The sequence below is a fragment of the Pseudomonas sp. AL03 genome (assembly GCF_029960815.1).
GTDB lineage: Bacteria > Pseudomonadota > Gammaproteobacteria > Pseudomonadales > Pseudomonadaceae > Aquipseudomonas.
In genome coordinates, this window is the sequence record NZ_JASBRE010000024.1 from 1 (window position 1) to 22,704 (window position 22,704).

General features: G+C 59.9%; 21 protein-coding genes and 1 pseudogene. 8 read left to right on the forward strand and 14 right to left on the reverse strand.

Translation table 11 applies throughout. The features are described 5' to 3' along the window. The coding region (locus QK293_RS20810) for a transposase (protein WP_282380507.1) at window positions 1–248 on the forward strand (248 nt) is incomplete at its 5' end. 150 nt (window positions 249–398) lie between these two features. Here QK293_RS20810 and creD read toward each other — a convergent pair. The 5 genes from creD to QK293_RS20835 form a co-directional block, all read right to left on the reverse strand. After that, a complete protein-coding gene (gene creD, locus QK293_RS20815; RefSeq protein WP_282380509.1) occupies window positions 399–1,769 on the reverse strand; it encodes a cell envelope integrity protein CreD in 1,371 nt (456 codons plus the stop codon). A gap of 88 nt (window positions 1,770–1,857) precedes the next feature. Beyond that, window positions 1,858–3,276, reverse strand: a complete 1,419-nt coding sequence (gene creC, locus QK293_RS20820) for a two-component system sensor histidine kinase CreC (RefSeq protein WP_282380511.1) — start codon at window positions 3,274–3,276, stop codon at window positions 1,858–1,860. Further along, complete coding sequence (creB, locus tag QK293_RS20825; protein ID WP_282380513.1) at window positions 3,276–3,956, reverse strand: two-component system response regulator CreB; 681 nt, start codon at window positions 3,954–3,956, stop codon at window positions 3,276–3,278. The genes creC and creB overlap by 1 nt, the downstream gene beginning before the upstream one ends. A 74-nt stretch (window positions 3,957–4,030) precedes the next feature. Next, on the reverse strand, window positions 4,031–4,537 hold the full coding sequence (locus QK293_RS20830) for an ATP-dependent zinc protease (RefSeq protein WP_282380515.1): 507 nt from the start codon (window positions 4,535–4,537) through the stop codon (window positions 4,031–4,033). A gap of 98 nt (window positions 4,538–4,635) precedes the next feature. Continuing rightward, a complete protein-coding gene (locus QK293_RS20835; RefSeq protein WP_282380517.1) occupies window positions 4,636–5,187 on the reverse strand; it encodes a DUF2780 domain-containing protein in 552 nt (183 codons plus the stop codon). Between the two features lie 215 nt (window positions 5,188–5,402). Here QK293_RS20835 and QK293_RS20840 point away from each other — a divergent pair, with 215 nt between their 5' ends. Genes QK293_RS20840 through QK293_RS20850 form a run of 3 tightly spaced genes read left to right on the forward strand, consistent with a single transcriptional unit; the run spans window position 5,403 to window position 7,354 of the window. Beyond that, window positions 5,403–5,993, forward strand: a complete 591-nt coding sequence (locus QK293_RS20840; protein WP_282380518.1) for a fasciclin domain-containing protein — start codon at window positions 5,403–5,405, stop codon at window positions 5,991–5,993. A gap of 54 nt (window positions 5,994–6,047) precedes the next feature. Next, window positions 6,048–6,683, forward strand: a complete 636-nt coding sequence (locus tag QK293_RS20845; RefSeq protein WP_282380520.1) for a sigma-70 family RNA polymerase sigma factor — start codon at window positions 6,048–6,050, stop codon at window positions 6,681–6,683. Further along, window positions 6,680–7,354 carry an anti-sigma factor gene (locus QK293_RS20850; RefSeq protein WP_282380522.1) on the forward strand — a complete coding sequence of 225 codons (675 nt, stop codon included), beginning with the start codon at window positions 6,680–6,682 and terminating at the stop codon, window positions 7,352–7,354. Before QK293_RS20845 ends, QK293_RS20850 begins: the two co-directional genes overlap by 4 nt. Before the next feature lie 55 nt (window positions 7,355–7,409). Here the strand turns inward: QK293_RS20850 and fdhA are convergent, their stop codons facing one another. The 8 genes from fdhA to QK293_RS20890 all read right to left on the reverse strand — a co-directional run bounded on the left by fdhA (window position 7,410) and on the right by QK293_RS20890 (window position 17,421). Further along, window positions 7,410–8,609, reverse strand: coding sequence for a formaldehyde dehydrogenase, glutathione-independent (fdhA, locus tag QK293_RS20855; RefSeq protein ID WP_282380524.1), 1,200 nt, complete (start codon window positions 8,607–8,609; stop codon window positions 7,410–7,412). A gap of 206 nt (window positions 8,610–8,815) precedes the next feature. Continuing rightward, window positions 8,816–9,673 (reverse strand): formyltetrahydrofolate deformylase, encoded by an 858-nt coding sequence (gene purU / locus QK293_RS20860; RefSeq protein ID WP_282380526.1) that lies wholly within the window; start codon window positions 9,671–9,673, stop codon window positions 8,816–8,818. A gap of 191 nt (window positions 9,674–9,864) precedes the next feature. Next, window positions 9,865–10,497, reverse strand: coding sequence for a sarcosine oxidase subunit gamma family protein (gene soxG / locus QK293_RS20865; RefSeq protein WP_282380528.1), 633 nt, complete (start codon window positions 10,495–10,497; stop codon window positions 9,865–9,867). Window positions 10,498–10,627: 130 nt separating this feature from the next. Then, the gene (locus QK293_RS20870) at window positions 10,628–13,645 is read right to left on the reverse strand and encodes a sarcosine oxidase subunit alpha (RefSeq protein ID WP_282380530.1); all 3,018 of its coding nucleotides are present in this window, start codon (window positions 13,643–13,645) and stop codon (window positions 10,628–10,630) included. Beyond that, entirely contained in the window at window positions 13,642–13,971 is a 330-nt protein-coding gene (locus QK293_RS20875; protein ID WP_131060659.1) for a sarcosine oxidase subunit delta, read from the reverse strand. Before QK293_RS20875 ends, QK293_RS20870 begins: the two co-directional genes overlap by 4 nt. Before the next feature lie 14 nt (window positions 13,972–13,985). Then, complete coding sequence (locus QK293_RS20880; RefSeq protein ID WP_038981138.1) at window positions 13,986–15,236, reverse strand: sarcosine oxidase subunit beta; 1,251 nt, start codon at window positions 15,234–15,236, stop codon at window positions 13,986–13,988. A 23-nt stretch (window positions 15,237–15,259) separates the two neighbouring features. After that, window positions 15,260–16,513, reverse strand: coding sequence for a serine hydroxymethyltransferase (gene glyA / locus QK293_RS20885; protein WP_282380536.1), 1,254 nt, complete (start codon window positions 16,511–16,513; stop codon window positions 15,260–15,262). A gap of 191 nt (window positions 16,514–16,704) precedes the next feature. Then, the gene (locus QK293_RS20890) at window positions 16,705–17,421 is read right to left on the reverse strand and encodes a TraX family protein (protein WP_282380538.1); all 717 of its coding nucleotides are present in this window, start codon (window positions 17,419–17,421) and stop codon (window positions 16,705–16,707) included. 133 nt (window positions 17,422–17,554) lie between these two features. On the opposite strand from QK293_RS20890, the gene QK293_RS20895 reads away from it, so the two are divergent. From QK293_RS20895 to QK293_RS20905, 3 genes and pseudogenes are all read left to right on the forward strand, one after another. Next, on the forward strand, window positions 17,555–18,595 hold the full coding sequence (locus QK293_RS20895; protein ID WP_282380542.1) for a low specificity L-threonine aldolase: 1,041 nt from the start codon (window positions 17,555–17,557) through the stop codon (window positions 18,593–18,595). A gap of 315 nt (window positions 18,596–18,910) precedes the next feature. Then, complete coding sequence (locus tag QK293_RS20900) at window positions 18,911–19,444, forward strand: transposase (protein WP_282380544.1); 534 nt, start codon at window positions 18,911–18,913, stop codon at window positions 19,442–19,444. Window positions 19,445–19,667: 223 nt separating this feature from the next. Continuing rightward, window positions 19,668–19,955, forward strand: a pseudogene (locus QK293_RS20905) (hypothetical protein); the annotation flags it as partial. On the opposite strand, the gene gbcB reads toward QK293_RS20905, so the two are convergent. Next, window positions 19,952–21,052 (reverse strand): glycine-betaine demethylase subunit GbcB, encoded by a 1,101-nt coding sequence (gbcB, locus tag QK293_RS20910; protein WP_282380546.1) that lies wholly within the window; start codon window positions 21,050–21,052, stop codon window positions 19,952–19,954. The pseudogene QK293_RS20905 and the gene gbcB overlap by 4 nt on opposite strands. A 287-nt stretch (window positions 21,053–21,339) precedes the next feature. Here gbcB and gbcA point away from each other — a divergent pair, with 287 nt between their 5' ends. Beyond that, window positions 21,340–22,635: a glycine-betaine demethylase subunit GbcA gene (gene gbcA / locus QK293_RS20915; protein ID WP_282380548.1), complete on the forward strand. Its 1,296-nt coding sequence runs from the start codon at window positions 21,340–21,342 to the stop codon at window positions 22,633–22,635. The last annotated feature ends 69 nt before the right edge of the window (window positions 22,636–22,704 follow it).

Genomic DNA, 22,704 nt, shown 5'->3' on the forward strand with positions numbered 1-22,704 from the left:
GCCGAATGTCGAAATGTGGCAACGCCTACTTACGCGCAGCGATGTTCATGCCGGCCATGACGGCGATCCGCTGTGACGAGAATGTGAAGGCTTTCTACGAGGCGCTGGTAGCTCGCGGCAAGAAGAAAATGCAGGCCATTGGAGCGGTGATGCGCAAGTACCTGACGGGTTTATGGGCTTGCATGCGCTCCGGCGAAGAATTTGATACGGCCAAGCTTTTTAGCGAAAAACATCTCGCGAAAGCTTGACCGTGAACAGAGTATCTACAGGTCTAGGTGATCTGTAGGAGCGAGGCTTGCCCGCGAAGGGATCGCCCCAATCCGGAGAAAACAAATTAGCTATCCGCATCGCCAGTAATTCGCCCTCTCGCTGATCCTCGCGCAACCCCAACGACCGGCTCATTCCACCGCTCCAATATCAAACGCCAGCGGCTGGGCCGACTTCTGCCCAATCCCATACCAGTCCAGCTTGCGGGTCAGCACCATGAACACGCCCAGCAAACCGAACAACAGCAGCGACCCCATCAACAACGCGTAATCCTCTGCACTCAGCAAGCCGTAGAGCAAGCCGTACAACGCCGCCAATCCCGCCGAAAAACTCAAGCCGTGACGTACGCTGCGCAACACATGGCAGACATAAAAGCCGATCAACAACACACAGCCGCTTGCCGACAACAGGTACGCCAGGGTAAAGCCGATGTGTTCGGACAGCGACAGCAACAGCAGATAGAAAAACGCCAAGGCCACGCCCACCAGAGCGTATTGCACTGGGTGTACCGCGAGGCTTTTCAGCACTTCGAAGAGGAAGAAACCAGCGAAGGTCAGGACGATAAACAGCAACGCGTATTTGATGGCCCGATCGCTTTTCAGGTACTGATCCACCGGGTCGATGAAGCTCACCCCGAAACTACGGCCGGTGTAGGCTTCGCAACCGCCGCCGGACACGCAGCGGCTCAAGGCCTCTTGAAGGTTGGTCGAGAAAAACGAGGTCTGCCAATGGGCAGTGAAGCCCTGATCGCTGACTTCACGTTGGGCCGGCAGGTAATTGCCGATGAAGCTCGGATGCGGCCAATTGGCGGCCAGCGAAACCTTGCTGGTCTTGCCCACCGGCAGGATCTGTAACTGACCAGTGCCTTGCAGACGCAGGTCGAAACCGAAGGCCAGTTCCGTGGTTTGTTTCGCGTTGAGCGCCGGCAGGGTGACATGCACGCCCTCCCCCAACCAGCCCACCTGGCTACCGGGGACGAAGTCGAGTTTCTGGCCATTGAGCTCGAGTTTCAGGGCGTTTTCGATGCCGCGAATGTCGCTGATCCCAACCGCCAAAAACGGCTGATCGAACTGGTAATCGACGAAGTCGTCCTTGATACCCAATTGAGCAGGTACCGAAAAATGCCCACTGATGCGGTTGTCCGCATGAAACAGACGCGCCTCATAAATGCCTCTAGCACGCAGTTCGGTCTGGACCTTGCCGTCGAGTTCGAAGCGCTCCGGGAGGAAATACAAACGGCCGCGTTCTTCACCCACTTCCTGGTAACGCTGGTTGGTTTTCTCGTTGAGCTTCCAGGTGCGCACCACTTTGCGATACGGCACCACCATCAACGGCCCGCTCAGTTGCTGGCTGTAGCTGGAACTGCGGGCGATGTCTTCGAGGACACCGTCGCGCAGTTGCTGACGGTCCTGGATGATGCCGTTGATCATCAGGAGCGGGATCAGCAACAACAGAATCAGAAGGGCAATTGCCCCGAGTTTTAGGGTCAGGCTGCGGTTCATGGGACTCTCCCTGTTTGGATGGGGAGAGTCTGGGATGGGCGTGTGGGGAATTTATGGGAGAACTGTGGAGAGTGTGTGGAGACTGGCGCTAAGGCAGGTGCAACATGACCTCTACACCACCATCGACGTTACCGATGCTCATCACGCCACCATGCAGCTTCACCACTTCCTCAACAAAGTTAAGCCCCAACCCCGTGCTCTTGCGCCCGCTGTCCGGTCGCGGCAATGAGTAAAACCGCTCACTCAACCTCGGCAGCGCATAGTCGGGAATCGCTTCCGCCTGGTTAAACAGTCTGAACTCGATCTGTTCCCCAATGCGCTCGGCACTGAATCGCAGCAAGCCATGAGTCGGAGTGAAATCCAAAGCATTTTCCAGCAGATTCCCCAGCGCCTGACGCAACAGAAACGGTTCGCCGAGCAGGTTCAAATCCGCCGCAATCCGTTGTTCCACGCGCAACTGCTTGCCTTCGATGCGCGCCGCCTGAGCGCTCAGCCATTCATCTACCAACTTCGCCAGCGGCACCGCCACCCGCTCCTCCAATCCTTGGCGCTGTTCAACTTGAGCCAGGTTCAACAGCCGCTCGATCAACTGCTGCATCCGCACACTTTCGCTGTCGATATTGCTGACAAAGCGCTGCCGCTGGGCCAGCGGTATCTCGCCTTGCAGCAACTCCGCCGCGCCGCGAATCGCCGCCAGCGGGCTTTTCAGTTCGTGGGTCAATGTATGTACGTAACGCTCGACGTAGGCTTTGCCTTCGAGTTGCGTACGCATCTGCTCAACCGCCGTCGCCAGTTGTTCCAGTTCGCCGCCACGATAGTGCGGAACCTCGACCCTGCGGCCCTCACTCACCGCTTGGGCGTACACCGTCAACCGCCGTAAAGCAGCGCTCAACCACCAGGACAACAACGCGCCGAACAGCAGACCAAGGCCGATCAGCCCGGCCCCCCAGGCGAGTAATCGCCGTTCAGTGCGATCAACGTAAGGCTGCAACGAGCTGTTGGGTTTGGCGACGGTGACCACGCCGATGATCTGGCCGTTGTCGCGAATCGGGGCACCGACGTGCATCACCGAGGCGTTCGGATCGCTCGGATCGCTGCGGCTGGAACGCGCGCCATATTCGCCACGCAGGGTCAGTAAAACGTCGTTCCAGCGCGAGTAGTCCTGGCCCACCGCGACGCCACTGGAATCCAGAACGACAATGCCCTTGGCATCGGTGACGTAGATGCGGTGGTTGACCTGGTTCTTCGGCAATCCCCAGATGCTCGCCTTCGGTTGCCGTTCGCCATAGGCCTTGAGCAGTTCGGGCCAGCGGTTCTGATTCAGGGTACCGGCCTTGAAGTCGTCGCGCAGGATTTCGGCCATCAGGTTAGCGGTGTCGACCAGCGTTTCTTCGGTGGACTGGCGCACGCCGGGACGGATTTCTTCCATCACGGTGTTCAGCACAAAGTAGCCGGTCAGGCCGATAAACAGCACGTAGACCAGAAAAATCCGGATCCCCAGCGGCATCAGCTACGCCCCGGGCTGTAGCTGTAACCGAGGCCGCGATGGGTCTGGATGGGTTCCGCGTCGGCCTTTACCCGGCGCAGTTTGGCGCGCACGCTTTTGATGTGGCTGTCGATACTGCGTTCGTAACCGGCATCAGCGGCGACCCCCAGCGCGTCGAGCAATTGCTCGCGGCTGAAGACGCGTTCGGGTTGGTCCAGCAGGCAGTGCAGCAGGCGGAACTCATGGCGCGTCAGGGTTAGTGGCTGACCGCGATAGTTGATCTGCACCCGCTCGCTGTCGATGCGAAACAGTGCCGATGACACCTCGGCCGCCGCTCGCGGCGCCGTGCGTTTGAGAATCGCCCGAGCCCGCGCCGCCACTTCCCGCGGGCTGAACGGCTTGACCACATAATCGTCGGCACCGATTTCCAGGCCCACGACGCGATCGATTTCAGCATCACGGGCGCTGAGGAAAATCACCGGCACTTCGCTGAAACGCCGCAATTGCTTGCAGGTCTCGAAGCCGCTGATATCCGGCAGACCAATGTCGAGAATGATCAGGTCGGCCGGGGTCTGGCGCTGATGCGCAAGCGCCGCCGCGCCAAGGCTCAACCAGGTGGTGGTGAAGCCCTCGCCCTGCAACGCGAACGTCAGGGTGTCAGCAATTGCCACTTCGTCTTCGACAATCAGGATATGAGGCATGGCGTCCGAGCCCGGCAGTTAAGTGGGCGAACGGTGCCCCAAGGCTCACGTCACGTCAATGAGCGCCCTTGAAATCAGCAGTCGGGTTTGTCCGCCGTAAAGCGCCGCGCCGGGTTCACCGCCGCGCCGAATTCACGCAAGGCTTTGGCACCGATCAACAAAGGGTAGTTAAAGCTGCTGCGGTCGGTGAGATTGACCTCCACCGTGCGTTTAACGTTGCCCAGGCACAATTCCAGATCGACTACCGGACGTTTGGTGGGTGCGCTGTCGTCCTTCTCATCCTCGTCTTCTTCGGAGCGGGTCTTGATCTTGCTGATCCGCGCGACTTTGTGTTCGTAGACCTTGTTGCTCGCGTCTTTGGTGCCGAGGCGGAAGCGCACCCACTCGTCGCCATCGCGGGTGAAGGTTTCGATGTCTTTGGCCGACAGCGACGCCGTCAGGGCACCGGTGTCCATTTTGGCCTTGAGGACTTCGCCGCCGATTTCCGGCAGTGCGATGTATTCGTAGCGCCCGTACAGGGTCGGCTCAGCGGCCAGGACCGGCAGGGCCACGAGGGAAAGCAGTGCAAGGAGGGATTTCACGTATTGGGCTTCCTTGAGAAGTGAACAACGGGATTTTAGACCGTTGTTGAGTTGATCGTTCCCACAAGGTTAACGATCCCAAGGTGAAACATTCGTCGTCAACTACCGGTGCCTGCGCCCCAGATCCCGCCCAGGTTTGCCAGCAGCGAACCGCCGACACCCTGCTGACCGAAAAATTGCAGAAGCACAGGGGCAAACAGGCCGATCATGCCAGTGTCCATGCCCAATGCGCTGAAGGCACTGTTCAGGTCGTTGGTGTTGTTCACGTTGCCCAAGACGTTGTTCAGACCTGCCGCTGTACCGGACGAGCCAAGCAAGCCGCTGAGGACGCCCAGTTCACCGCCACCCGACAGTAAGTCGATTCCGGGCACGCTTTTGGACAACTCCGAGTAGTCGGTCGAACTCAATTGATTCTTCGCCAGACCGAGCATCGCCCCGGCACCGCCAATGGCTTGTTGTGGCGTCACGTTCAATTGGCTGAGCGCACTCAGCAGACCGGCCGTCTGCGAGGTCGGCGCGGCTGCGGTGGCGTCATCGCCCTGCGTGCCGGAGATGGCATTGGCCGCATCGAACAGGCTGAACTGAGCAAAGACCGGGCTGGCCGCCAGACACATCAGCGAAGCCAGTACAAAACTGCGTGAAATCTTCATCCAGACATCCTCAAGTGCCATGAAAACCACCCGGCAATGGGCGGCGAAAAACTGTGTGTTTGACTGGCACCCCAGGGGATTGTTCCCAGCCTTGGCGAGCCCCAGACGAACAGTCAAAAAAGAATTTACCGGCGCTGCATCCACTCTGGCCCCGCCCGCGTATATCAAGCACGGACAGACATTCCTGACCGATTCCCTGCACGAGGATCATCACCATGAAACGCACTTCGATCAAAACGCCATTGATTGCCAGCCTGCTGACCCTGGCCTTGGGCGGCGGGGCCGCCCTGAACACCGTGCAAGCGGCAGACACGAACCATGCTGTCATCGTCGGCGGCCAGAGCATGCTGCCGAGCAAAGACATCATCGATAACGCGGTGAACTCCGCCGACCACACCACCCTGGTCGCCGCCGTGAAAGCCGCTGGCCTGGTGGAAACCCTCAAGGGCAAAGGCCCGTTCACCGTGTTCGCCCCGGTTAACTCAGCCTTCGCCGCCCTGCCAGCCGGCACTGTCGACACCCTGCTCAAACCCGCCAACAAGGCGACCCTGACTCACGTCCTCACCTACCACGTCGTCGCCGGGAAACTCGACATGATGACCCTGGCCGAGAAGATCAAGGCCGGTGGCGGCAAAGCCGAACTGACCACCGTCGCGGGCGGCAAGCTTTGGGCGATGATGAACGGCCCGCACAACATCACGATCAAGGATGAAAAAGGTGACGTCGCCGACATCACCACCTATGACGTGTACCAGTCCAACGGCGTGATTCAGGTCATCGACAAAGTGTTGATGCCGAAAAGCTGAGGGCTGCCGCCGACCCTGTCCATCGGGGTCGGCGGTTTTGCGAGGTGGCCACCCGTGAATGGAACAACCGCGCACCGTGAACTAACCTCTGCCTGCAACCGGCACCTCACGCAGCCCACCTCGATTGCCTGGAGAACTGCTATTCCCACCGTCGACGCCGACCAACTCAGGCAGCTTCTGGCCCAGTGTTCACTGGGCGACCGCCGCGCTTTCGAGACGCTTTACCGCAGCGTCGGCCCTCGGCTGCATGGCGTAGCGCTGCGGTTCATGGGGCGGCCGGACCTGGCTGAAGAAGTGCTGCAGGAAAGCTTCGTGCGCATCTGGAACAATGCTTCGCGCTATGAGGCGCATCTGTCGGCACCGCTGACCTGGATGATCAACATCACCCGTCATCAGGCCATCGATCAGTTGCGCAAGCACCGCGACCGTCCGTTGACCGACCTTGAAGAACAGGCGCTGGAGGATGAAAGTCCTTCGGCCCACGAACAGCTCAGCAGTGCCCGTGAGGCCCGCGCCTTGAACCGGTGCCTGGAAAGCCTTGAAGGCATGCAGCGTCAATCGATCACCGTGGCTTACTTTCAGGGGTTGTCGTGTTCCGAACTGGCCGAACATTTGGCCGCGCCACTGGGCTCGGTGAAATCCTGGATCCGCCGCGGTATGGAGCGCCTGCGCAGGTGCCTTGAATCATGAACTATCAAACCCCGACCCTGCGCCGCGCCCTCGCCGCCGATTACGCTATTGGCTTGATGCCTTCTGCCGCTCGTCGGCGTTTTGAACAGTTGCTGCTGGCAGACACAGCGCTTCGCGCGGAACTGGCGCAGTGGCAGGAAAGCCTCGCGAGCCTGACCGAAGCCCTGCCGGAGCAACCGGTGCCGGATCGGGTGTGGCAGGGAATTACGGCGCGGATTGAGCCGCAAGTGTTGCATATGCCGGAGAAACGTCCGTTCTGGAGCTGGATGCGAGTGACGGCGGCGGTTTGCTCGCTGGTAATCGCCGTCACCTTGGGCCTGCTCTACAACCGCGACAGTGCGCGTTACAGCGCCACGCTGCTGACTGCCGACGCGCAGCCTGCGCTGAAGGTTGAAGCGCATGAGGATTATTTGAACGTCGAGCCGTTGACGCTGGCAGCGGTTGATCCGGGGCGCAGTCTGGAGTTGTGGGCGATTCCGGCGGATGGCAAGCCGATTTCACTTGGGGTGATTCCGACGGGCGGTAAGGGCCGCGTAGCGCTGAGCGATGTGCAGAAGGTGTTGATCGGCAAACCGATTGGATTGGCGGTGAGTCTTGAGCCGAAGGGTGGGTCGCCGACTGGGCAACCGACTGGGCCGGTTCTATATCAAGGGGCGTTGGCAGCCCTTTAATGACCGAACAAAAAAACGGCGACCCGAAGGTCGCCGTTTTGTTTTGCCTGAAGCCTTACGCCGCACTGAACAACTTGTGCGGATCAATCACAAACTTCTTCGGTACGCCCGCATCAAACTCGCCATAACCGCGTGGCGCGTCATCCAGGCTGATGACTTCCACACCGACGATGTCGGCAATGTGGATACGGTCCCACATGATCGCCTGCATCAGCTGGCGGTTGTACTTCATCACTGGCGTCTGGCCGGTGTGGAAGCTGTGGGATTTGGCCCAGCCCAGACCGAAGCGGATGCTCAAGCTGCCCATTTTTGCGGCTGCATCGACTGCACCTGGATCTTCAGTCACGTACAGGCCAGGGATACCGATCTTGCCGGCCACCCGAACCACGCCCATCAGTGAGTTGAGCACAGTGGCCGGAGCCTCGTGTTTCACGCCGTCATGGCCGTGACCGCGCGCTTCGAAGCCTACGGCGTCGACGGCGCAATCCACTTCAGGCTCGCCCAGCAGTGCAGCGATCTGTTCGTGCAGCGGAGTATCCAGGGACAGGTCGGCGATTTCGAAACCCTGAGCCTTGGCGTGCGCCAGGCGGACCGGGTTGACGTCACCGATGACCACCACCGCAGCGCCCAGCAGGCGAGCGGAAGCGGCAGCTGCCAGACCGACCGGACCAGCACCGGCGATGTACACGGTGCTGCCTGGACCAACGCCGGCCGTCACTGCGCCGTGGTAACCGGTCGGCAGGATGTCGGAGAGGCAGGTCAGGTCACGGATTTTTTCCATGGCCTTATCACGGTCAGGGAGTTTCAGCAGGTTGAAATCGGCATACGGCACCAAGGCGTATTCAGCCTGGCCACCGGTCCAGTCGCCCATGTCGACATAACCGTAGGCACCGCCGGGACGCGCCGGGTTAACGCTCAGGCACACACCAGTGTGCATTTCCTTGCAGGAACGGCAGCGCCCGCAAGCGACGTTGAACGGCACCGACACCAGGTCGCCGATCTGCAGGTTTTCGACGTCGCGGCCCTTCTCGATCACTTCACCCGTGATCTCGTGACCCAGTACCAGGCCGGTTTGAGCAGTAGTACGGCCACGCACCATGTGCTGATCCGAACCACAGATGTTGGTAGAGACTACGCGCAGGATGACAGCGTGTTCGATCTTCCTGCCGCGCGGGTCCTGCATTTTGGGATAGTCGATTTTCTGTACTTCGACCTGGCCATTGCCGAGATACACGACACCACGATTACCAGACATGCTTTCACCTCGCTGTTGTTTTTATGTAGCGGTCGCGTCGCCATGGATCGGCGGCGCGTTGATTGCTCGGGTTATTGCCTGTGTCTTTTTGCGTTGTTTGTCAGGGCCTCTTCGCGGGCAAGCCTCGCTCCTACAGGATTGAGGTTGTCTACATTTCCGCGATCGACCTCAATCCTGTAGGAGCGAGGCTTGCCCGCGAAAGCGATCTAGAGAACGACGGTGCGATTGGCGTTGAGGAACACTCGTCTTTCGATGTGATAACCAACAGCCCGGGCCAGGGTCAGCCCTTCGATGTCCCGCCCCTTGGTGATCAGGTCTTCGGGATAATGACTGTGGTCCACGGCCTCTACGCCCTGGGCGATGATCGGGCCTTCGTCCAGGTCGTTATTGATGTAATGCGCCGTCGCACCGACCAGTTTCACGCCCTTGTTGTAGGCCTGGTGATAAGGCTTGGCGCCCTTGAAACCGGGCAGCAGGGAGTGGTGAATGTTGATCGCCTTGCCGTCAAGTTTGCGGCACAGCTCTGGCGACAGGACTTGCATGTAACGGGCAAGGATCACCAGTTCGGCGCCGGACTCTTCAATCACCTGCCAGACCTGACGCTCCTGCGACGGTTTGTCGTTCGGGTCCAGCGGGAAGTGGTAGTACGGAATCTGATGCCAATCCGCCAACGGTTTGAGGTCCGGGTGGTTGGACACCACGGCGGCCACATCCATGGACAACTGGCCGATGCGCTGGCGGTAGAGCAAGTCGTTGAGGCAGTGATCGGCTTTGGACACCATGATCACCACTTTTGGCCGGTAGTTCGGCGCAGTGAGTTCGAAGATCATGCCGAAGGCTTGGCCGCGCTCTTCCAGGCCTGCACGGAAGGCTTGTTCGTCGAAGCCATCAGGCTGGCGGAATTCCACACGAATGAAGAAACGGCCCGAGAGCCGGTCATCGAAGGAATGGTGCTCGGTGACGTAGCAGCCCTGCTCGAACAAAAAGCGGGTCACCGCGTCCACGGTGCCGAGAACGCTTGGGCAGTCGGCGGTCAGAATCCATGTGTCTGGGGCGCGGCTCATAGTGCGGTGACTCCTGTTCGAAAGTGCAGCAACGCCGCTTTTGTAGCAGCTGCCGAAGGCTGCGTTCGGCGGCGCAGCCGTCGTAAAATCTGAATCCCGTGTCAACCTGATCGGACGCTACCGCAGGTTTCACGACGACTTCGTCGCCGAACGCAGCCTACGGCAGCTGCTACAGGGTTCTCGACTACTCATCAAGCCTGGACGCTAAGCCCGAACTCGGCAGAAGCATCCTGCAACCACAACCACCAATAATCCGAGAAGCTGCGACGAATCAGCAGTTCCCAGGTGTCTTCGGCGGTGTGGCGGATGACCAGTTGCGACTTGGCGAACACGGTGCCCACAGCCTTGCCCACCGGGAAGCTGTTGGGGTGCACGTCGTAGCTGGTGGACTTCATCAGCACCTGGCGCACGTTCGGGCCGCTCAGCTCGAGGATCTGCTGGCCGCCGCTGACGTTGGTGATCGCGATGTGCAAGTCACCCAGCGCTTCGCGCAGTTTTTGCTCGGCGGCGAATTCTTCACCGGTCGGCACGATCAGCAGCCATTCATCCGGCCCCATCCATTGCAGGCTGGTTTCGCCTTTGACGACGACGGTCAGCGCACCCGGCAATTCGATGCCGAGGGCCTTGTGCACGCCAGCGGCGAAGGCGGCATCGTGGCCATTGCCACGAATGGTCAGGTGGCCGAGGAGTTTTTTCTCACGCACGATCACGCCGGCGCTTTTTCGGCCCTTGCCCACCAGGCTGGCGAGGTCGGCATGATGCAGCGACGACTCGGCCTTGGCCCCAGTGGTTGGGCGTTGTTGGTAAACATTGGCTGCGGTCATAAAGCACCTTTCTTTTGTTGATCGTTCCCACGCTCTGCGTGGGAATGCCGCCATGGACGCTCTGCGTCCGCTCTTGGGACGCGGAGCGTCCCGGGATGCATTCCCACGCAGAGCGTGGGAACGATCAGTGTCAGATGTTCTGGCGATCACCCTTTGGATCGAAGAACACCGAAGAAACGATTTCCGCCTCGATCACGCTGCCATCCGCCAGCGGTGCGAACACGCGCTCACCGATGCGCTTCAAGCCGCCCTTCACCACACCCATGGCAAACGAATAGCCGAGGGAGTTGTGCAGGTAGCTGGACGTCACGTGGCCGACCATCGTCATCGGAATCGCTTGCTTGGTGTTGAACACCAGTTGCGCGCCTTCCGGCAGCCATTTGGTCGGATCGATCGGCTTCAGGCCGACCAACTGTTTGCGCTGATCACGCACGCAGTCTTCACGGTTCATGCCACGCTGGCCGATCCATGAGAACGGTTTAGTGCGACCGACGCACCAGCCCATGTTCAGGTCGTCCGGAGTCATCGAGCTGTCAGTGTCCTGACCGACGATGATGAAGCCCTTTTCGGCCCGCAGAACGTGCATGGTTTCAGTGCCATATGGCGTCAGGTTGTACTGCTTGCCAGCATCAACAATTTTTTCCAGAACGCCCATCGCATAGTCGGCTTGCACGTTGACTTCGTACGACAGTTCACCGGTAAACGAAATCCGGAACACCCGCGCCGGCACACCGCCGACCAGGCCTTCTTTCCAGGTCATGAACGGGAACGCTTCGTTGGTCAGGTCGATGTCGGTAACTTGGCTGAGCAGCTTGCGGCTGTTCGGCCCGGACAGGGTCATGGTTGCCCAGTGATCCGTCACGGAAGTGAAGTACACCTTCAGGTCTGGCCATTCGGTCTGGTGGTAGATTTCCAGCCATTGCAGCACGCGTGCAGCGCCGCCGGTGGTGGTGGTCATCACGAAGTGGTTGTCGGCGAGACAGGCGGTTACGCCGTCGTCGAAGACCATGCCGTCTTCTTTGCACATCAGGCCGTAGCGAGCCTTGCCCACATCGAGCTTGGTCCAGGCGTTGGTGTAGATGCGGTTGAGGAACTCGCGTGAGTCCGGGCCCTGGATGTCGATCTTGCCCAGGGTCGAAGCGTCCAGCAGGCCGACGCTGTCGCGCACGGCTTTGCATTCGCGTTTCACGGCGGTATGCAGGTCTTCACCGTTTTTCGGGAAGTACCAAGGACGTTTCCACTGACCGACGTCTTCGAACTCGGCGCCGTTCTTCACGTGCCAGTGATGCAGCGCGGTGAAACGCACCGGCTCGAAGATGTGCCCACAGTGACGGCCGGCCACGGCGCCGAAGGTGACCGGTGTGTAGTTCGGACGGAACATGGTGGTGCCCATCTGCGGGATGGTCACGTTCAGCGAACGGGCGGCGATGGCCAGACCGTTGACGTTGCCGAGTTTGCCCTGGTCAGTACCGAAGCCCAGTGCGGTGTAGCGTTTGACGTGTTCGACCGACTCGAAGCCTTCGCGGGTTGCCAGTTCGATGGCGGCTGCGGTGACGTCGTTTTGCAGGTCGACGAATTGCTTCGGCGCACGTGCGGTGTTCTTTTCATGCGGCACCTGGAACAGCGCCAAAGTAGGCTCTTCCAGACGACTCAGGGCTTTCGGCAAGGTGCCTTCGACCACGCTGAAACCGGCTTCGCTGGCTGCGCGAGCGCCGCCTTCAAAGCCATCGGCCAGGGAATCACCGAGCCCGTAGACGCCGTTGATGCCACCGACGCACACGCGTTTCTGCGGTGCTTCGCCCGGTACGAAACCGAGAATGTCTTCACGCCAGGTCGGCTTGCCGCCCAAGTGCGAAGCCAAGTGGACCACCGGGCTGTAACCGCCGGAAGTCGCAACCAAGTCGCAATCAAGCCATTCGCCAGGACTGGTCACCGCGTGAGCTTTGACATCGATCGCGGCAACGCGAGCAGCGGTCACGTGCTTGCTGCCACGGGTTTCGATTACAGCGCTACCGGTCAGGATGCGGATGCCTTTGGCGCGTGCTTCTTCCACCAGCGCACCGCGCGGATTGCTGCGGGCATCGGCGATGGCCACGACTTGCAGGCTGGCGTCGAGCCAGTCCAGAGCAACGCGGTAGGCGTGATCGTTGTTGGTGCTCAGGACAAGCTTCTTGCCTGGTGCCACGCCGTAGCGACGCACGTAAGTCGACACAGCGCCAGCGAGCATGTTGCCCGGCACGTCGTTGTTGCCGTAAACCAGTGGACGCTCGCAAGCGCCGGTCGCCAGCACCACACGCTTGGCGCGAACACGGTGGATGCGCTGACGCACCTGGCCAATCGGTGCGCGGTCGCCGAGGTGATCGGTGAGACGCTCGTGAATGGTCAGGAAGTTATGGTCGTGGTAGCCGTTAACCGTGGCACGCGGCAACAGCAGCACGTCCGGGGTGTCTTTGAGTTCAGCGATGACGCTGGCGACCCATTCGGAAGCAGGCTTGCCGTCGAGGCTTTCGCGGGAATCGAGCAGGCTGCCGCCGAACTCTTCCTGTTCATCGGCGAGGATGACGCGAGCACCGCTGCGAGCTGCTGCCAGTGCAGCGGCCAGGCCAGCAGGACCACCGCCGACGATCAGCACGTCGCAGTGCTGATTCATGTAGTCGTAGGTGTCCGGATCGTTCTCGGTCGGCGAGCGGCCAAGACCGGCTGCCTTACGAATGTACTTTTCGTAAGTCATCCAGAACGATTGCGGGTACATGAAGGTTTTGTAGTAGAAGCCCGGCGGCATCAGCTTGCCGCCGACCTTGCCGAGAATCCCCATCATGTCGTTGTTCACGCTCGGCCAGCCGTTGGTGCTGGTGGCGACCAAACCTTGATACAGCGCTTGTTGCGTGGCGCGTACGTTCGGGATCTGCGTGGCTTCGGTCGCGCCGATCTGCAGCACGGCGTTCGGCTCTTCAGCACCGGCGGCAAAGATGCCGCGCGGACGGGAGTACTTGAAGCTGCGGCCGATGATGTCGACGCCGTTGGCCAGCAGTGCAGCGGCCAGCGAATCGCCTTCAAAGCCTTTGTAGGTCTGGCCGTTGAAGGTGAAGCTCAGCACTTTGTTGCGGTCGATCCGTCCGCCGTTGGACAGGCGATTGATCTGGCTCATACCTTCTCTCCCAGAGCCGTCGTGGCCGCTTTCGGGCTATCGGTCTTGTCGGTGAACTGCGGCTTGGCGCCGATCTTGTAGGTTTCGAGAATCTCGTAGGTCACGGTGTCACGGGTGGCGTTGAAGTACTGACGGCAACCGGCGACGTGATCCCACAGTTCGTGGTGCAGACCGCGAGGGTTATCGCGGAAGAACATGTAGTCGCCCCACTCCTCGTCGGTGCAAGTAGTTGGGTCCAGTGGGCGCGGGATATGCGCCTGGCCGGAGGCGTGGAATTCCTCTTCGGAGCGCAGCTCGCCGCAGTGAGGACAGAAGATATGCAACATGGGGATTTCTCCTGTTAGTGGGCAACCGCAGCAGCGCCGTGTTCATCGATCAACGCACCGTTGTGGAAACGGTCGATGGAGAAAGGTGCAGCCAATGGGTGCATTTCACCCTTGGCCAAACTCGCGGCAAAGACGTTGCCCGAGCCAGGTGTTGCCTTGAAGCCACCGGTACCCCAACCGCAGTTGAAGAACATGTTCGGTACAGGTGTTTTCGAAATGATCGGGCACGCATCCGGCGTGGTATCGACGATGCCGCCCCACTGACGGTTCATGCGTACGCGGGACAAGACCGGGAACATCTCGACGATGGCCTGAACGGTGTGCTCGATCACCGGGTACGAACCACGCTGGCCGTAGCCGTTGTAGCCGTCGATGCCGGCGCCGATCACCAGGTCGCCCTTGTCGGACTGGCTGATGTAACCGTGTACGGCGTTGGACATGATCACGCTGTCGATAATCGGTTTGATCGGCTCGGACACCAGCGCTTGCAGCGGATGGGATTCGATCGGCAGACGGAAACCGGCAAGTTTGGCCATGTGCCCGGAGTTACCGGCGGTCACGACACCGACGCGTTTGGCGCCGATGAAGCCTTTGTTGGTTTCAACGCCGATGCACACGCCATTTTCCTTACGGAAACCGATCACTTCGGTCTGTTGAATCAAATCCACGCCCAAGGCGTCGGCGGCACGGGCAAAGCCCCACGCCACGGCATCGTGACGGGCCACGCCGCCGCGACGCTGGACGGTTGCGCCCATCACCGGGTAGCGCGTGTTCTTCGAGCAGTCGAGGTACGGAATCTCGTCGGCCACTTGTTTGGCGTCGAGCAGTTCACCGTCCACGCCGTTGAGGCGGTTGGCGCTGACCCGACGCTCGGAATCACGAATGTCCTGCAGGGTGTGGCACAGGTTGTAAACGCCGCGCTGGGAGAACATCACGTTGTAGTTCAGGTCCTGGGACAGGCCTTCCCACAATTTCATCGCGTGTTCGTACAGGTGCGCCGACTCATCCCACAGGTAGTTGGAGCGAACGATGGTGGTGTTGCGCGCGGTGTTACCGCCGCCCAGCCAGCCTTTCTCGACCACGGCCACGTTGGTGATGCCGTGCTCTTTGGCCAGGTAGTAGGCGGTCGCCAGACCATGCCCGCCACCGCCGACGATGACCACGTCATAGACCTTTTTAGGGGTCGGCGTGCGCCACATTTTCTGCCAGTTTTCGTGATGGCTGAGGGAGTGTTTGAAGAGGCCGAAGCCCGAGTAGCGTTGCATAGTCATTTACTCCAAAACCGCGCTCAGCGATAAACCGGGAAGTCCGCGCACAGGGCCGACACTTGCTGCGCGACGTTCGCTTCGACATCGGCGTCGCCGAGGTTGTCGAGGATGTCGCAGATCCAGCCGGCCAGCGTGACGCACTGGGTCACCTTGAAGCCGCGCGTGGTCACCGCCGGGGTGCCGATGCGCAGGCCGGAGGTGACGAACGGCGACTGCGGATCGTTCGGCACAGCGTTCTTGTTCACGGTGATGTGGGCGCGACCCAGTGCTGCATCCGCCTCTTTACCGGTGAGGCCCTGACGGATCAGGCTGACCAGGAACAGGTGGTTGTCAGTCCCGCCGGACACTACATCGTAGCCGCGTTTTATAAAGATGCCGGCCATGGCCTGAGCGTTGTCGATCACTTGTTGTTGGTAAGCCTTGAAACCTGGCTCCAACGCTTCCTTGAAGCACACCGCCTTACCGGCGATCACGTGCATCAGCGGGCCGCCCTGACCACCGGGGAATACGGCAGCGTTGAATTTCTTTTCCAGCTCTTCATTGGCCTTGGCCAGGATCAGACCGCCACGAGGACCGCGCAGGGTTTTGTGGGTAGTGGTGGTGACCACATCAGCGTACGGCAGCGGGTTCGGGTAGAGGCCGGCAGCGACCAGACCGGCAACGTGAGCCATATCAACAAAGAGATAAGCGCCGACTTTGTCAGCGATCTGACGGAAGCGCGGAAAGTCCAGGGTCTTCGAGTAAGCGGAGAACCCGGCGATGATCATTTTTGGCTTGTGCTCGACCGCCATGCGCTCGACTTCGTCGTAATCGATCAGGCCGGTGGCGGTGTCGATGCCGTACTGCACAGCGTTATAGAGCTTGCCGGAGAAGCTGACCTTGGCGCCGTGGGTCAGGTGACCGCCGTGGGCCAGGCTCATGCCCAGCACGGTGTCGCCAGCCTGCAGCAGCGCAAGGAATACCGCGGCGTTGGCCTGGCTGCCGGAGTGCGGCTGCACGTTGGCGTAGTCGGCGCCGAACAGCTGCTTGGCGCGTTCAATAGCCAGCGCTTCAACCTTGTCGACGTGCTCGCAGCCACCGTAGTAGCGCTTGCCCGGATAGCCTTCGGCGTATTTGTTGGTCAGGCCACTGCCTTGCGCTTCCATGACGCGTTTGCTGGTGTAGTTCTCGGACGCGATCAGCTCGATGTGATCTTCCTGGCGTTGCTCCTCGGCATTCATCGCCGCCAGCAGTGCATCGTCGTAACCCTGGATCTGGTCTTGCTTGCTGAACATCGCGTCTCTCCCAGCGGCGGCAGTGCGCCATTCGTCTCGGTGAGGCACGTACCTTTCGGCAGTGCCCTTTGGATGCGATGGTATGACCGGCGCAGACAGGTCAAATGCCTATGGACGCCACGCAAAGGTGCGTTTACGACATGAGCGCAATTGGCTGGTCAGACACTGCCCTCAAACCCACAGGGACTATGTCAGGTCAGGAGTTGGCGCAGGACCAACAGTGCGAGGAAATGCGCGGGATAGAGCGCATACGCCCAACGCCGCATCGGTGGTGGCTTGAGATGTTTGGCATGTCGCAACAAGACCAGCCCCAGCAATGGCGCGATCAGACAAGTGGTGATACCGAGGATGGCCGCACGGTTACCAAATCGGGCGGAGTAATACAGCACCTCCCATTGGTTGGCGGCCAGACAGACCAGTCCGGGCAGCAGACTGAAGTACCAGGGCCGCTTGATCACCAGCAACATCCCCAGCGGCAACAATACGCCGAAGAAGCCGAACATCAGGCGTTCCGGGAACAGCGCCGCCAGCGTCAGAGCGCCGACCGCGAGCAGTCGCGATTGCAGCGCTTCCTGCTGCCAACCACGCGCTACCAATAGCCCCAGAACCAACGTGGGCAGCACGTTCAAGGTGTTGGGATCAGGAATGTACATCCGGTAGGGAATTTCGCTGATGGCGCTAAACAGCAACAACCAGCCCAGATAACGCCACTGGCCGTCGGTCGTCACCGCGCGGGCCCGCGAAAGGTTTGCGGCCATCGCCAGACAGAACCACGGAAAGGCCAGCCTGCCCGGAACATACAGAATATCGACGGAATAACCGACATATCGCAGGTGATCGAGCACCATGCTCAACAGCGCCAGCCACTTGAGCAGATCCAGTGCCCCGTCCCTTTGCGTCATGTGCATAATTGCCCGGCGTCTTTGTATTTTTCTGACAGCATCATCGCGTGTGCTCTCCTGACGATCTTGGGTAAAGTGCGCACCATCATTGACCACGGAACTCTTCACCATAAGAGCCCCCCGAACACGGAAGCCGGCCATGACCGATAAGAGCCAACAATTCGCCAGCGACAACTATTCCGGTATCTGCCCTGAAGCCTGGGCTGCCATGGAACAGGCCAACCACGGCCACCAGCGCGCCTATGGCGACGACGAGTGGACCGCACGCGCGTCCGACGATTTCCGCAAACTGTTCGAAACCGACTGCGAAGTATTCTTCGCCTTCAACGGCACTGCCGCCAACTCCTTGGCCCTGTCGTCGCTGTGCCAGAGTTACCACAGCGTGATCTGCTCGGAAACCGCCCACGTCGAAACCGACGAATGCGGCGCACCGGAATTCTTTTCCAACGGTTCCAAGCTGCTCGTCGCCCGCACTGAAAACGGCAAGCTGACCCCGGAATCGATCCGCGAAATCGCGCTCAAGCGCCAGGACATCCACTACCCGAAACCGCGCGTAGTCACCCTGACCCAGGCCACCGAAGTCGGCAGCGTCTACACCCCGGAAGAAATCCGCGCCATCAGCGCCACGTGCAAAGAGCTGGGCCTGAATCTGCACATGGACGGTGCGCGGTTTTCCAATGCGTGTGCGTTCCTCGGCTGCTCGCCAGCGGACCTGACCTGGAAGGCCGGTGTCGACGTGTTGTGCTTCGGCGGCACCAAAAACGGCATGGCCGTCGGGGAAGCGATTCTGTTCTTCAACCACGCACTCGCCGAAGACTTCGACTACCGCTGCAAACAGGCCGGGCAACTGGCCTCGAAGATGCGTTTCCTCTCGGCACCCTGGGTCGGGATTCTGGAAAACGACGCCTGGCTCAAATACGCCAAACACGCCAACCACTGCGCGCAGTTGCTGGCGGAACTGGTGAGCGATATTCCAGGCGTGGAACTGATGTTCCCGGTGCAGGCCAACGGTGTGTTCCTGCAACTGTCGGAACCGGCCATTGCTGCATTGACGGCCAAGGGCTGGCGCTTCTACACCTTCATCGGCAACGGCGGCGCACGCTTCATGTGCTCGTGGGACACCGAAGAAGAACGTGTACGGGAATTGGCGGCGGATATTCGCGAGGTCATGTCCCGCTAACTTCCCACATGATCGTTCCCACGCTCCGCGTGGGAATGCCTCCAGGGACGCTCCGCGTTCCAGCTTCACCGCTAGCGCAAGGCCCGACGCCGATTGTGACGCAGAGCGTCACGGGCTGCATTCCCACGCAGAGCGTGGGAACGATCTTTAGCCTGCCCTTGGTGCTGATCATTCCTACGCTTCACTCGGAAGCTACCGTCTAGCCACCCTGCGACAAACCCCGCAACCTGATCGTTCCCACGCTCCGCGTGGGAATGCCTCCAGGGACGCTCCGCGTTCCAGCCCGCCGCACTACCAGATTCAAGGACGAATCCCATGGGTCGAAGCCGCTACACCATCACCGAACCCGACAAACCCCACTTTCTCACCTGCACTCTCATGGAATGGCTCCCGCTGTTCATCCGCCCTTACATCGTCGATCACCTGCTCAATTGCTGGCGCTATCAGCAAACCCATCAAGCTCTGAAACTGTATGGCTATGTCGTCCTGGAGAACCATCTGCACTTTGTTGCGCAGGCTCCAGATCTGAGCAAATGCCTCAGCCAATTCAAATCCTTCACCGCCCGACAAATCATCGACGATCTGCAAAACAAAGGCGCCGAGCGCGCTTTGCGGCGCCTGCGCTTCAGCAAACGTGCACACAAGCAGGACCGGGTTTATCAGCTGTGGCAGGAAGGTTCGCATGCAGAAAGGGTGTACAGCGAAACAGTGATGCGCCAGAAGCTGGATTACATCCATTACAACCCGGTGAAGCGTGGGTATGTGGATTTGCCGGAGCATTGGAGGTATTCAAGCGCCCGCGATTACGCAGGCCAGGAGGGCTTGATTGAAATTCAACGGTGGTACTAAGCCGGTGGTCACTCCCCGGAACCAGGATCGTTCCCACGCTCCGCGTGGGAATGCCTCCAGGGACGCTCCCCGTTCCAGCTTCACCGCTAGCGCAAGGCCCGACGCCGATTGTGACGCAGAGCGTCACGGGCTGCATTCCCACGCAGAGCGTGGGAACGATCAGTGAGCGCTGAGTGGTCTACCATTCGCTCAGATAAAAACAATCAGGAGCGCAAGCATGTCCTTGAGCGAGGAATTCAAGAACTACGGCATCAGCGTCAATTCATTGTGGCCGCAGACGATGATTGCGACCGCCGCCATCGAGTTTCAACTCGGGTCACGCGAGTCCTACAAGCATGCGCGCACGCCTGCGATCATGGCGGATGCCGCTCACCTCATTCTGGACAGCAGCGCTCGCAGCATTACCGGTCGTTTTGCACCGGATACAACCGACACACTGATGCCGGATCTGTTTGTCGACTACACGAAAGCGATCCCATCCCGATATCGGGATGGGACAACAAAGGCTTAAAACTCAATCCGCACATCACCCTTCGGCACGCTGCAGCACGAAAGAATAAACCCCTCGGCCTCATCTTCCTCGGTGATCCCGCCGTTGTGATCCATCTCAACCTCGCCACCCAACTTCATTACCTTGCACGTCCCGCAGATCCCCATCCCGCAAGCCTTCGGAATCAACAGACCCAGCTTGGCCGCCGCCGCATGCACGGTTTCACCCGGTGCAACGCGAATGCTCTTGCCGGACGCGGTGAATTCCACTTGATGCAGGTCCGCCACATCGATGTCCGGTGCGTCTGCTGCTATTTCGGCTTGTTCCACCGCATCGGCACGGGCTTCCGGTGGCGTGGCGCCGAAGGATTCCTCGTGATAACGGCTCATGTCGAAGCCGACCGCTTCGAGCATGCGCTTGACCGCGCTCATGTACGGCGTCGGGCCGCAGCAGAACACTTCGCGCTCAAGGAAGTCCGGCGCCATCAGTTCGAGCATCTTGTGGTTCAGGTAACCGCGATAACCGGCCCACGGCTCGCCCAGACCATGCTTCTCGCAGATCAGGTGCAGGCTGAAGTTATCGATCCGCGACGCCATGTGTTCCAGTTCGCGGTGGTAAATGATGTCTTTCGGCGAACGGGCGCTGTGGATAAACACCATGTCGACGTTGCCGTTGGTGTCATAGAACCAGCGAGCCATCGACATGACGGGCGTGATACCGACGCCACCGCTGAGGTACAGAACCTTCGGCGCAGTGAAGTCCATGGCGTTGAACAGTCCGACCGGCCCGTGCACGGCCAGCTCCTGGCCTTCATGCAGGGTGTCGTGCAGCCAGTTCGAAACCTTGCCGCCCGGTACGCGCTTGATCGTCACCGAAAAGCTGTACGGCACCGATGGCGAGCTGGAAATGGTGTAGGAGCGCATGATCGGCACGCCTTCGATCTCCAGCTCCAGGGTGACAAACTGCCCCGGTTTAAAGAAGAACAAAATCGGCTGGTCAGCCATAAAGCAGAAGGTGCGCACATCCCAGGTTTCCTGGATGACTTTGACACAACGGACGATGTGCCGACCATTGGCCCAGGTCTGGGTGGTTACCGGATTCAGGAAGCTGTTGGACATGCTGTTCTCCACCGCCGATGCTCGGCCTTATGTTGGCAATTCTGCGTAACGCGCGAACCACCCATTTACCTATCTGCGACATTCACATACTTATCGCGACCAGCCCTTAACTACCGGGGGTTGCGCGTCGGGAACAGAGTGGGCCATGTCGCTCGTGGATAAGGTTCTGGCGTGCGCCGGCCCCACACTCGGCCCCACACAAAGACGTTTTCTTTACACCCTTGCGTAGCAAACCGTATCAGCCACTATTTCGCCGGCCACACAAAATGGCCTTGAGGATCAAATCGATGGACGTCACCGCAAAAATCAGTCTGGGCGATCCGCTGGAACCCGCACGCAAGGCCACCGCGCAAATGCTTCAAGAGCGCGAACGCACTTTCTCGCTGCCGCAGCCGTTTTACTCTGACGAGCGGCTGTTTGATATCGACATGCAGGAAATCTTCTCGAAAGAGTGGTTGATCGCCGGCATGACCTGCGAGATCCCGACCAAGGGCAATTACCTGACCCTGCAAGTCGGCAAGAACCCGATCATCGTGATTCGTGGCGCCGAAGGCGTGGTGCATGCGTTCCACAACGTCTGCCGTCACCGTGGTTCGCGGCTGTGCACCAGCGAAAAAGGCAAGGTCGCCAAACTGGTTTGCCACTACCACCAGTGGACCTACGAACTGGACGGTCGCCTGCTGTTTGCCGGCACCGAGATGGGCGCCGACTTCGACATGAAGCAGTACGGCCTAAAACCGGTGAACGTGAAGACTGCCGGCGGTTACATCTTCATCAGTCTGTCGGAGAATCCGCCGGCCATTGATGACTTCCTGTCGACGCTGAACCATTACATGGAACCGTACGACATGGAGAACACCAAGGTGGCGATCCAGACCACCTTGTTCGAAAAAGCCAACTGGAAACTGGTGCTGGAAAACAACCGCGAGTGCTACCACTGCAACGCATCGCACCCGGAACTGCTGAAAACCTTGCTGGAATGGGACGACGTTACCGACCCGCGCGCTGACCAGGCCTTCAAGGACCACGTCGCCGCCTCCGCCGCTGCCTGGGAAGCCGAGAAGATTCCTTACGCCCACGCCAGTTTCGGCCTGCGTAACCGCATCGTGCGCATGCCGCTGCTCAAAGGCACCGTGTCGATGACCCTGGACGGCAAACAGGGCTGCGCCAAACTCATGGGCCGCATCAAGAACCCGGACCTGGGCTCGATGCGCATCCTGCACCTGCCGCACTCCTGGAACCACTGCATGGGCGATCACATCATCGTCTTCACCGTGTGGCCGATCAGCGCGCAGGAAACCATGGTCACCACCAAGTGGATCGTGCACAAGGATGCGGTCGAAGGCGTGGATTACGACGTGGAACGCATGCGCAAGGTGTGGGATGCGACCAACGACCAAGACCGTCGCCTGGCCGAAGAGAACCAGCGCGGCATCAACTCCACCGCTTATCAGCCAGGGCCTTATTCCAAGACCTATGAGTTTGGCGTGGTGAACTTTGTGGATTGGTACAGCGAGCGTTTGCTGAACAACCTGGGGGCTGAGCCTGCGCCTTACCTCAAAGGCGTGCCGGTTCAAGGCTAACCGACCCCGCTGAGACAAAAAACCGCGAACACGTTTCGCGGTTTTTTATTGTTCAAATTTCGATCAATT